This window comes from Streptomyces sp. UW30 (assembly GCF_008042075.1).
Lineage (GTDB): Bacteria > Actinomycetota > Actinomycetes > Streptomycetales > Streptomycetaceae > Streptomyces.
The window spans coordinates 10,704-21,739 of the sequence record NZ_RDBN01000010.1 but is presented as its reverse complement, the minus strand read 5'-3'; the positions used below and the strand labels follow the sequence as shown (position 1 = coordinate 21,739).

The following is an 11,036-nucleotide window of genomic DNA, read 5'->3' as shown; positions in this document are numbered from 1 at the left end:
CTCCACCGTGATGGGTTCGGGGGTGCTGCGCGTCTCTCCGGGGCCTGGATCGCCATTGGACTGCATCGGACTACATTGGACTGGTGGTACAAGTGCTGGACGGGTAGTCTAGAGAGTGGCTCGATAGCGCGCCGCACGGCGAACACGCCCCGCTCGTCCAGGCCGCGAAACAGCTCCAGTCGCTGGACGCGGTCGAGACCGGCCCAGCTCCCGTTCTGCCGGAGCTGGTGGGCGTCGAGGATGGCGTCGACGACGGAGTCGATGTCGTTGCCGAAGGTGGTGACCGGCACGTCGGCCGGGGTGGTGCCGAGGCCGGCGAGGGCGCCGAGCAGGGCGTGGGCGTCGTTCACGGCGGTGACGTCGAGGTTGACGCAGAGGGCGCCGAACACGGTGCCCGTCGAGTCCCGCAGCACCATCGTGGACGCCTTGACCAGCTTGCCGCCCCGGGTCCGGGTGACGTAGTTCAGCTCGTCGCCCGCCCCGTCGCCGCGCGCGACGATCCGCATGCCGATCTCACTCATCGCCCCGCCCACGGCCCGCCCGGTCACCGAACCGGCCACGGCGACCACGGACTCCTCGGGCCGCCGGTAGTCATGCAGGACGACCTCGCACATCGGCCCGAACGTCGCCACGAGCCCGTCGGCGACCGGCCTCAGCGCGGCGACGATCGCATCCCGCTCCGCCTCCAGGGCCTCATCGGCCGCCATCGCCCACTCCTCTGCCTGTCCGCGCTCGGCACGACGCTCACCGAGCCACTCTCTAGACTACCCGTCCAGCACTTGTACCACCAGTCCAATGTAGTCCGATGCAGTCCAATGGCGATCCAGGCCCCGGAGAGACGCGCAGCACCCCCGAACCCATCACGGTGGAGCACGGCACAAAACTTGACGGGCGCCGCGATGTTACCGGTAACATCAATCGTCATGATGCTGATGTCGGCACCTTCGCACCAACGGGTCTTCAGCCCCGCCGCCGTGGTCGCCTCGTGCGTGGGCTTCGTGCTCATCGGCGCCCTCCAGGCTTTCTACGGCCCCGCGATTCCGGCATTCCGCGAGGAGTTCGGCCTGTCGCCGTCGGCCGCGGGGCTCGGGCTGAGCGCGCACTTCGTCGGCGGAGTGGCCGGGGTGCTGCTCTTCGACCGGCTCTACGGCCGCGTCGACAACCGGCGGATCCTCGGGGCCTCCTATCTGCTCATGGCCGTCGGCTCGGCCGCCTTCGCGCTCGCGCCCAACTGGCCGGCCGCTCTGGCCATGGCCCTGCTGGCCGGGCTCGGCTTCGGCGGCGTCGACTACGGCCTCAACCAACTCTTCGCCGTCGGATTCGGCCACCGCTCCACGGCCATGCTCAACATCCTCAACGCCCATTTCGGCATCGGCGCGATCCTCGGCCCGGCCCTGATCGGAACCGTCGGCGCGAGGCACTACCCCGCGGTCTTCCTCGGCTTCGCGCTGGCCAACCTGCCGCTGCTGCTGTGCCTGCGAGGCGTGCGCGGCCGGGCGCCGCAGCCGTCCGAGGAGGCCACCGAGTCGCACGGCGGCCAGGTCCTCGCCCGCAGTCTCGGCTCCGTGCTCGCGGTGTTCGTCGCCCTGTACGTCCTGCACGTCGGCATCGAGGCCGGCGTCGGCGGCTGGGAGCCGACCCATCTTCAGACGGTCGGCTACTCGGCCGGGGTCGCCGCCACCGCCACGTCCGTGTACTGGCTGATGATGACCGTGGGCCGCTTCCTGGTCGCGCCCATCGCGCTGCGTTTCTCGGCGCAGGCCATCATCGCGGTCTCGTGCGCGGGCATGACGGTCTGTCTGCTGCTGGCCGCGGTGCCGGGGCTAGCCCCGTACGCCTACGCCGGTGTCGGCCTGTTCATCGCACCGATCTTCCCCACCGGACTGCCCTGGCTGCAGCGCGCCGCCCCGCGGGCCCGCCGGGCCGGCGCCCTCGTCATCGCCGCCTCCATGGTCGGCGGCGTGGTGGCGGGCCCGGCACTCGGCAAGGCCATCGAGTGGTCCGGCACCCGAAGCGTCCCCCTGCTCCTGGCGGTGGTCTCGGCGCTCTGCCTTGCCTCGACCCTCTGGCTGATCCGCACCACCCGAACGCGCTGACCTTGACCAACGGACCCGCTGACCCGCTGGCCCACACGACCGGGACCCGCTGACTGACTGACCCGCTGCCCCGCAGAACCGGGACCCACTGACTCACTGACTCACTGACCCGCAGAACAGGAACCCGCTGGCTCAACGCCCCGGGCCCGGAAGGCCCCTTCGAGGTGCTTCATGTACGCGGTGTCGTCGCCGTACGCGCCGTACTCGTTCTCCACCTGCACGGCGATCACCCACCGACCCGCACCACCAGGCCCCGCGCCCCGCACACCGCGCCCCGCCGCCCCGCACCCAGCTCCTCCGAACCGAAGGGAAGTCTCCGCATGCCCGCTCTGACAGCGTCCTCCGACGGTTTCCTGCTCCACGGTGAGCCGTTCCGGATCATCTCCGGCGCCATGCACTACTTCCGGACCCACCCCGACCAGTGGGCCGACCGGCTGCACAAGGCCCGCCTGATGGGGCTCAACTCGGTCGAGACGTATGTGCCGTGGAACCTGCACCAGCCCGATCCCGAGGGCCCCCTCGTCCTCGACGGCTTCCTCGACCTGCCCCGCTATCTGAGCCTCGCCCAGGCCGAGGGCCTGCACGTCCTGCTGCGTCCGGGGCCGTTCATCTGTGCCGAGTGGGACAACGGCGGTCTGCCCGCGTGGCTGATCGCGGACCCGGACATCCGGCTGCGCTCCGGCGATCCGCGCTTCACCGGGGCGTTCGACCGCTACCTCGACGCACTACTGCCCCCGCTGCTGCCGCTGATGGCCGCGGCAGGCGGCCCGGTGATCGCCGTGCAGGTGGAGAACGAGTACGGCGCGTACGGCGACGACACCGCGTACATGAAGCACCTCGAAGGGGCCTTCCGGGCCCGGGGCGTTGAGGAGCTGCTCTTCACCTGCGACCAGGCCGACCCGGAGCACCTGGCCGCCGGAACCCTCCCCGGCGTCCTGGCGACCGCCACTTTCGGCAGCCGGGTCGAGCGCAACCTCGCGGAGCTGCGCGGGCACCAGCCCGAAGGCCCCCTGATGTGCGCGGAGTTCTGGATCGGCTGGTTCGACCACTGGGGCGGTCCGCATCATGTGCGGGACGCGGCCGACGCCGCCGCGGACCTGGACCGTCTGCTGTCGGCCGGTGCCTCGGTCAACATCTACATGTTCCACGGCGGCACCAACTTCGCCTTCACCAACGGTGCCAACCACAAGCACGCCTACGAGCCCACCGTCACGTCCTACGACTACGACGCGGCGCTCACCGAGTGCGGCGACCCCGGCCCCAAGTACCACGCCTTCCGCGAGGTCATCGCCCGCCACGTCCCCGTCCCCGACGAGCCCGCACCGGCATCCGCGCCCAAACTCCCGCCCAGCACCGTCGAGTTGGACCGCCGGGCACCGCTGCTGACGCACGTGAAGGGCCTCGCCGAGCCCGTCCGCACAGAGAACCCTGCGACGATGAACGAGCTGGGCCTGGACTCCGGTTACGCGCTCTACCGCACGACCTTCGACACGGCCGGCGACGGCCTGCTGCACTTCGCGGGCGGTGTCGGCGACCGCGCCCAGGTCTTCGTCGACGGCGCCCCGGTCGGCGTACTGGAACGCGAACGGCACGACGAGAGCCTGCCCGTGCGCGTCCCGCACCCCGGCGCTTCGCTGGAGGTCCTCGTCGAGAACATGGGCGGCGTCAACTACGGCCCCCGCATCGGCGCCCCCAAGGGCCTGCTCGGCCCCGTCACCTTCAACGGCCGCCCCCTGCACGGCTGGGACTGCCGCCCTCTGCCCCTGGACGACCTGAGCGCGTTGTCCTTCGCCCCCGCCGAGGCGACCACGGCCGTCGAGCCCGCCTTCCACCTGGGCACGTTCGACGTCGGCACCCCGGCGGACGCCTTCCTCGCCCTGCCCGGCTGGACCAAGGGCCAGGCCTGGATCAACGGCTTCCACCTGGGCCGCTACTGGAACCGCGGCCCACAACGCACCCTCTACGTCCCCGCCCCGATCCTGCGCCCCGGCGCCAACGACCTCGTCCTGCTGGAGCTGCACGCCACCACCGGCACCCGCGCCCGGCTCACCGACACCGCCGACCTCGGCCCGGAGATCGACTGATGACCGTGGGTCCGCGGTCACGCCTGGCCGTCGGGACGGACTGAGGCGACGCCGATGAGGGATTCCGCCCCGCCGGCCTGCCTATGCTGGGGGATCTGCCGGGGCGGATGCCGCCGCCGTGACGATGTCGAGGGAACAGCGATCATGACCCGAAGCTCCGCCGACGACTCCGCTCCCAGGGGACGCAGCAGACGGAACTTCGCGGGCTCGCGCCCCGTGATGGACGACGTGGCCAAGCTGGCGGGGGTCTCCAAGCAGACCGTGTCCCGCGTCCTCAACGACCATCCGTCGGTGCGGGCCGAGACCCGCGAGACGGTGCTGGCCGCCATGCGGGAGCTGGGCTACCGGCCGAGCCGCAGCGCCCGTTCGCTGGCCAGCGGGCGGACCCGGATGGTCGGCGTGATCTCCTTCGACGCCGCCCGCTACGGGCCCGCCGCGATCCTGACGGCGATCAACACCGCCGCCCAGGACGCCGGTTACCTGCTGAGCTCGATCGCACTGGACACGGCCGAGCCCGACACGGTGATCGAAGCGGTGAACCGGCTGTCCGCCGAGGGCGCGGACGGGGTGATCGCCATCGCCCCGCAGTTGTGGGTGGGCAAGGCCCTGGCGGACACCCGGCTCGACACCCCGCTGGTCGTACTGGAGAACGGCCTCGACGCCGACACCCAGCAGGTCACCGGCGATTCCCGGGCCGGGGCCCGCAAGGCCGTCGAGCATCTGCTGGGACGCGGCCACCGTACGGTGTGGCACATCGCGGGCCCGACCGGATGGACTTCGGCCGATCAGCGGCTGGGCAGCTGGCAGGCCTGTCTGGAGGCGGCGGGCGCCGAGGTGCCGGCTCCGCTGATCGGCGACTGGAGCGCCGACTCGGGCTATGAGCTGGGCCGGCAGCTGGCCCGGCGCCCGGACGTCACGGCCGTGTTCGCCTCCAACGACCAGATGGCCCTCGGTCTGCTGCACGCCCTGCACGAAGCCGGCCGCTCCGTCCCCGGCGACGTCAGCGTCGTGGGCTACGACGACATCCCCGAGGCCGCGCACTTCCTTCCCCCGTTGACCACCGTGCGCACGGACTTCGCCGAGATCGGCACGCGTTCGCTGCGGCTGCTGCTGGACCGGCTCGACGGCTCCGGCGAACCGTCCCGGGCCGACTCGCTGGTCCCGGTCGACCTGATCGTCCGCAGCAGCAGCGGCCCGGCGCCCGGCCGGTAACGGGCTCGCCCGACTACGGCCGGACGTCACCTGTGGGCGCGATCACCCGACCGCCATCTCACTGGGCGGACCGACGACCGCTCCCCCGTCACCCGCTCCCCTCTCCCACCGCCCGCTCCCAGGCCGCGTCCCGCAGCAGGCGCAGGCCGTTCAGCCCGACGAGGACCGTGGAGCCCTCGTGGCCCGCGACGCCCAGCGGCAGCGGCAACGTGCCGGCCAGGTCCCAGACGACGAGGCCGGCGATGCACACCCCGGCGATGACGAGGTTCTGCACGACGAGCTTCCGGGCGCGGCGGGAGAGGGCGACGGTGGCGGGGACGGCGGCGAGTTCGTCGCGGACGATCACCGCGTCCGCGGTCTCCAGGGCGAGGTCGGAACCGGCCCGGCCCATGGCGACGCCGACGTGGGCGGCGGCCAGGGCGGGCGCGTCGTTGACGCCGTCTCCGACGACCATCACCTTGTGGCCCGAGCCTTCCACATCCCGCACAGCGCCCAGCTTGTCCTGCGGCAGCAGCCCGGCGCGCACGTCCTCGATGCCGGCCTCGGCGGCCAGGTGGGCGGCGGCCAGGGGGTTGTCGCCGGTGAGGAGGGTCGGTGCGGTGCCGGTGAGGACGGTCAGAGCGGCGACGGTGGCGGCCGCGTCGGGGCGGAGCCGGTCCGCGATGCCGAGCACTCCGGCGGGGCTGCCGTCGACGACCACGAGGACGGCGGTACGGCCGGACTCCTCCAGTTCCCCGGCCAGTACCGCGCCCGCGGCCTCGGGGTCGGCGAGCAGCCGGGACGGGGCGCCCACCTGGACCGTACGGCCCCGGACGACGGCCCGCACACCGACCCCGGGCGCGGACGTGAAGTCCCGGGCGGCCGGCAGGTCGAGGCGCCGCTCGCTCGCGGCGGCCACCACCGCGCGGGCCAGCGGGTGTTCACTGGGGTGCTCGGCCGCCGCGGCGAGGGTCAGCAACTCGTCTTCCCCCAGGGCACATTCGGGCAACGGCCGTACGTCGACGACCCGCGGTGTGCCCTCGGTGAGGGTGCCCGTCTTGTCCAGCGCGACGGTGTCGATCTGGCCTAGGCGTTCCATCACCACCGCCGACTTCACCAGCACGCCGTGCCGGCCCGCGTTGGCGATGGCCGACAGCAGGGGCGGCATGGTGGCCAGGACCACCGCGCACGGCGAGGCCACGATCATGAAGGTCATGGCGCGCAGCAACGCATCAGAGAACTCCGCGCCGAACGCGAGCGGCACCCCGAACACGGCGAGCGTCGCGGCCACCATGCCCAGCGAGTAGCGCTGTTCGACCTTCTCGATGAACAGCTGCGTGGGCGCCTTGGTCTCGGACGCCTCCTCCACCATGCGTACGATGCGGGCGATCACGGAGTCGGAGGCGTCGCGCTCGACCCGCACGCGCAGGGCACCGGTGCCGTTGAGGGTGCCCGCGAAGACCTCGTCGCCCGGCTCCTTCGCCGCAGGCAGGGGTTCGCCGGTGATGCTCGACTGGTCCACCTCACTGGCGCCGTTCAGCACCCGCCCGTCGGCTCCGAGACGCTCGCCGGGCCGTACGAGGACGGTGTCGCCGACCGTCAACTCCTGTACTGAGACGGGCTGTTCGGTGCCGTCGGGGCCGATGCGGGTGGCCGTGGCGGGGGCCAGATCGAGCAGGCCGCGCACCGAGTCGGCGGTGCGGGCGGTGGCGAGCGCCTCCAGGGCACCCGAGGTGGCGAAGATGACGATCAGCAGGGCGCCGTCCATCACCTGCCCGATGGAGGCGGCGCCGAGTGCGGCGACGACCATCAGCAGGTCGACGTCGAGGGTCCTGTCCTTCAGCGCCTTGAGCCCCTCCCAGCCCGGCTCCCAGCCGCCGGTGGCGTACGACAGCGCGTACAGCGGACCCCAGATCCAGGCGGGCACTCCGGCCAGCTGGAGGGGCAGCGCGAGCAGGAACAGCGCGGTGGCCGCGCCGGCCCAGCGGACTTCCGGCAGCGACAGCAGCCGGGTGCGCCGCCGGGGCACGGCCGCGGCGGGCGCGGACTCGGCACGGTCGGCCGAGGGCGGGGTGAGCGTGGCAGTCATGCCCCCACCATAGAGGAACAGATGAAGACCCATTCATGTCTTCATGTCAGCGACGGGAGTCCGGTACCCGCCGGTCCGCCTGCACACGAGGTAGATCCCGAACGAGATCGTGGTGACGTACGGGCTGATGGGGATGCTGCTGCCCAGGGCCAGCAGAATGCCGCCCTCGATGGAGGCCACGGCGAACACCACGCTCAGGACGGGCAGCAGCACCGGTGAGGCCGTGACCCGGGCCGCGGCCGCCGCGGGTGTGACGACGAGGGTGAGGACCAGCAGCGCGCCGACGATCTGGACGGACAGGGCGACCGCGAGCCCCAGCACGACCATGAAGGCGAACGACAGTCCCCGCACCGGCACGCCCCGCGCCTCGGCCACCTCCGGGTCGGCGCCGGCGAAGACGAGCGGTCGCCACATCACCGCGAGTGCGACGAGCACCACGCCCGACGTGCCGAGCAACCAGGACATCTGCGGGGTGTCGACGGCGACGATCTGCCCGGTCAGCAGGCCGAACTTGTTCGCCGCGCGGCCCTTGTACAAGGCGAGGAACAGCACGCCGAGGCCGAGCCCGAACGGCATGATGACGCCGATCACCGAGTTGCGGTCCCGGGCGCGCGCACCGAGCAGCCCGATCGCGCCCGCCGCGACGAGCGACCCGACGATCGAGCCGGCCACGATGTTCACGCCCAGCAGCAGCGCGGCCGAGGCACCGGCGAACGACAGCTCGCTGATCCCGTGCACCGCGAACGGCAGGTCCCTCATGATCACGAACACGCCCACCAGACCGCCGACCAGGCCGAGCGCGGCCCCGGCGAGGAGTGAGTTGCGGACCAGGGCGAGCAGTTCGCCGTAGTGGTCGAAGGCGAAGACCTGCTGCCAGATCCCCTCGGCGACGGTCATGGCCGTACTCCGCGCGGCAGTTGGGGATGGTGCGATGGCCGCGGCGCCTCGTCGGGCGCGCCCACGACCACGACACGGTCGCGGACACGTACGACGTCGACCTGCGTGCCGTACAGCCGCGACAGCGCCTCGGAGGTGAGCACCTCGTCGGGTGTACCGACGCGGTGGCCGCCGCGGGCGAGGTACAGCACGCGGTCCACCAGGCCCAGCACGGGGTTGATCTCGTGGGTCACGAAGACCACCGCGGTGCCGTGGGAGCGGCGCCGGGCGTCGACCAGTTCGGTGACGGCCCGCTGATGGTGCAGGTCGAGGGAGAGCAGAGGTTCGTCGCAGAGCAGGATCCGCGGGTCCGTCGCCAGGGCCTGCCCGATGCGCACACGTTGGCGTTCGCCGCCGGAGAGGAGGCCGACGGGGACGTCCGCGTACGCGGATGCGCCGACCGAGGACAGGATCTCGTCCACGCGGCGGCGTACGGCGCCCGTGCGCAGCCGGGGTCCGAAGCCGTGCCCGTCGATGCCGAAGCGGACCAGGTCGCGGGCCCGCAGCAGTGCCTGCGCGGACAGCGTCGCCTGCTGGGGGACGTAGCCGATGTGCCGGCTGCCGTGTCCGGGCGGTCGACCCAGGACCGTCAGCGTGCCGGCGGACAGCTGCCGCTGCCCCAGCAGGGCGCGCACGAAGCTGGTCTTCCCTGCTCCGTTGGGTCCGAGGACGGCGAGGAACTCGCCCGGCCGCACGTCGAGATCGAGGTCCTGCCACACCACGCGCTCGCCGTAGGACAGGGCCGCCCCTCGCAGGCTGATCAGCGCGGTGTCCGCGTCGTGGCCGGACGCGCCAGAGGCCGTCACTTGGCCAGCGCGCCGGCGAGCGCGTCGACGTTGGCGGTCATCCAGCCGAGATAGTCCTTGCCCTGGGGAAGGGTCTCGGTCACGGGCACCACGGGAATCCCGGCGGCCCTGGCCGCCCGCTTCGCCTTCTCGGTCTGCGGGCCGGAGGTCTGCTCGTTGTAGACCAGCGCCTTGACCTTCTTGCCGGTGAACAGCGCCAGGGTGTCCTGGAGGGTCCTCGGGGAGACGTCGCCGCCCTCCTCGACGGCCTCGCTGAACTCCTCGGGCGTCGCGTTCGTCAGCCCGCCGGCCTCGATCATGTACAGCGGCACGGGCTCGGGTATGGCCACGGCCTCGCCGCCGTGCTCAGCCTTGATGCGGGCCTCTTTCCGTTCCAGCGGCTGGAGCCCCCGCTCGAAGACCTTCGCGTTCTCGGTGAAGGTGGCGGCGTCGCCCGGGTCGGCCTTGCCGAGCGCGGCGGCGATACGGTCGGCGATCCTGGCGACCGTCGGGAAGTCGTACCAGACGTGCTCATTGAGCTCCCCGCCCGCCGTGGCGGTCTTCCCCGAGACGTCGACGGCGTTGATCACCTCGGGCGACGAGCCGGCGCTCTTCAGCATGCGGTCGACGAAGTCGTCGTAGCCGCCGCCGTTCTCGATGACGACCCTCGCCTTGGACAGGGCCAGCTGATTGCGGGTGTCGGCCTCGTAGGAGTGCGGGTCCTGGTCGGGGTCGCTGATGATCGAGGTGACCTGGACCTTGCCGCCGCCTATGCGCTCGGCGATGTCCCCGTAGACGTCGGTCGAGGCGACGACCGGGATGGCGGCGGCCGCGGCGGGGCTCTGCGCGCCGGTGTCCGACGAAGCGCCGCAGCCCGCGAGGAGGAACAGACAGGTCCCGGTTATCAGGGGTGCGAGCAGTCGCGGCGAGGGCGCGGGCATGGGTACCTCCGAGCAGGGCGAACGGTCCGCCGAGCTCGATCCGTCCCGGCTTCGGCTCCACGCTAGATGAAAACGGATGTCAAAACCGCGCCGCGGCGGACCTCTGGGCCAACCCTTACCGAGCGCTCACCTTTGCCGTGGTCAGGGGGCGGGGACCTCGTCCAGAAGCTGGGGCCCGTTGTTGCTGACGCTGTTGACGGCGGGTGAGACGGGGCGGGCGTCGAGGCGGCCGTCCGCCGGCATGGTGAGCAGGGCGCGCAGATCGTCGGTCGACTGGTGGTGGGGGTCGAGCCAGACGTCGTAGTGGTCGGGGGTGAGCACGAGCGGCATACGGGGGTGGATGCGGCCCGCGGCGTCCGTGGCATCGGTCGTGATGATGGTGCAGGTCAGCAGCCAGGCGGCGGGGTCGTCGCCGTCCTTGACCGCCGGGTCGCGCCAGAACTCGTACAGACCGGCGAGGGCCAGGACCTGCCCGTCCCCGGGGTGGATGAAGTACGGCTGCTTACGGACCTTGCCCGACGTGGCGTCCTTGACCTGGTCCCACTCGTAGAAGCCGTCGGCCGGCAACAGGCAGCGGCGCTTGACGAACGCGCGGCGGAAGGCGGGCTTCTCGTGCACGGTCTCCACGCGCGCGTTGATCAGCCTCGCGCCGATCTTCACGTCCTTCGCCCACGAGGGCACCAGGCCCCAGCGCAACGGCCGGAGCCGGCGCCGGGCCGGGGCGTCCTCGTCGGCGCCGCGCGGGGCGCGCTCCAGGACCGCCCATACGTTGTCGGTCGGGGCCACGTTCCAGCTCGGCGCCAGGGTCTCCTCGGGGTGCCACTCGGAGACCTCGAACAGCTGGGTCAGGTCCTCGGGGCTGCGGGTGGAGGCATAGCGGCCGCACATAGGGCCACTTTGCCACGGTGCGGGGT

General features: G+C 72.1%; 9 protein-coding genes. 3 read left to right on the top strand and 6 right to left on the bottom strand.

Features of this window, described 5'->3' with window-relative positions; all coding sequences use genetic code 11:
- On the bottom strand, positions 1–707 hold a 707-nt coding region (locus EAO75_RS08830), incomplete at its 3' end, for a transcriptional regulator (RefSeq protein WP_147994502.1).
- Positions 708–923: 216 nt separating this feature from the next.
- Between EAO75_RS08830 and EAO75_RS08825 the strand changes: the two genes are divergently transcribed.
- From EAO75_RS08825 to EAO75_RS08810, 3 genes are all read left to right on the top strand, one after another.
- Complete coding sequence (locus EAO75_RS08825; protein ID WP_147994501.1) at positions 924–2,096, top strand: MFS transporter; 1,173 nt, start codon at positions 924–926, stop codon at positions 2,094–2,096.
- A 320-nt stretch (positions 2,097–2,416) separates the two neighbouring features.
- Positions 2,417–4,180: a glycoside hydrolase family 35 protein gene (locus EAO75_RS08815; RefSeq protein WP_147994500.1), complete on the top strand. Its 1,764-nt coding sequence runs from the start codon at positions 2,417–2,419 to the stop codon at positions 4,178–4,180.
- Between the two features lie 144 nt (positions 4,181–4,324).
- Entirely contained in the window at positions 4,325–5,392 is a 1,068-nt protein-coding gene (locus EAO75_RS08810; RefSeq protein ID WP_147994499.1) for a LacI family DNA-binding transcriptional regulator, read from the top strand.
- A gap of 88 nt (positions 5,393–5,480) precedes the next feature.
- Here EAO75_RS08810 and EAO75_RS08805 read toward each other — a convergent pair whose 3' ends face one another.
- From EAO75_RS08805 to EAO75_RS08785, 5 genes are all read right to left on the bottom strand, one after another.
- On the bottom strand, positions 5,481–7,460 hold the full coding sequence (locus tag EAO75_RS08805; RefSeq protein ID WP_147994498.1) for a heavy metal translocating P-type ATPase: 1,980 nt from the start codon (positions 7,458–7,460) through the stop codon (positions 5,481–5,483).
- A 33-nt stretch (positions 7,461–7,493) separates the two neighbouring features.
- Positions 7,494–8,357, bottom strand: a complete 864-nt coding sequence (locus tag EAO75_RS08800; RefSeq protein ID WP_147994497.1) for a metal ABC transporter permease — start codon at positions 8,355–8,357, stop codon at positions 7,494–7,496.
- The gene (locus EAO75_RS08795) at positions 8,354–9,160 is read right to left on the bottom strand and encodes a metal ABC transporter ATP-binding protein (RefSeq protein WP_147994505.1); all 807 of its coding nucleotides are present in this window, start codon (positions 9,158–9,160) and stop codon (positions 8,354–8,356) included. Before EAO75_RS08795 ends, EAO75_RS08800 begins: the two co-directional genes overlap by 4 nt.
- Before the next feature lie 38 nt (positions 9,161–9,198).
- Positions 9,199–10,122 carry a metal ABC transporter solute-binding protein, Zn/Mn family gene (locus EAO75_RS08790; protein ID WP_147994496.1) on the bottom strand — a complete coding sequence of 308 codons (924 nt, stop codon included), beginning with the start codon at positions 10,120–10,122 and terminating at the stop codon, positions 9,199–9,201.
- Between the two features lie 141 nt (positions 10,123–10,263).
- On the bottom strand, positions 10,264–11,010 hold the full coding sequence (locus tag EAO75_RS08785; RefSeq protein WP_147994504.1) for an SOS response-associated peptidase: 747 nt from the start codon (positions 11,008–11,010) through the stop codon (positions 10,264–10,266).
- Positions 11,011–11,036 lie beyond the last annotated feature (26 nt).

Excerpts from the sequence above, each read along its gene's own strand:
- EAO75_RS08800 (WP_147994497.1), bottom strand. The coding sequence starts at position 8,357 with ATGACCGTCGCCGAGGGGATCTGGCAGCAGGTCTTCGCCTTCGACCAC.
- EAO75_RS08815 (WP_147994500.1), top strand. The coding sequence starts at position 2,417 with ATGCCCGCTCTGACAGCGTCCTCCGACGGTTTCCTGCTCCACGGTGAG.
- EAO75_RS08785 (WP_147994504.1), bottom strand. The coding sequence starts at position 11,010 with ATGTGCGGCCGCTATGCCTCCACCCGCAGCCCCGAGGACCTGACCCAG.
- EAO75_RS08790 (WP_147994496.1), bottom strand. The coding sequence starts at position 10,122 with ATGCCCGCGCCCTCGCCGCGACTGCTCGCACCCCTGATAACCGGGACC.
- EAO75_RS08810 (WP_147994499.1), top strand. The coding sequence starts at position 4,325 with ATGACCCGAAGCTCCGCCGACGACTCCGCTCCCAGGGGACGCAGCAGA.
- EAO75_RS08825 (WP_147994501.1), top strand. The coding sequence starts at position 924 with ATGATGCTGATGTCGGCACCTTCGCACCAACGGGTCTTCAGCCCCGCC.
- EAO75_RS08805 (WP_147994498.1), bottom strand. The coding sequence starts at position 7,460 with ATGACTGCCACGCTCACCCCGCCCTCGGCCGACCGTGCCGAGTCCGCG.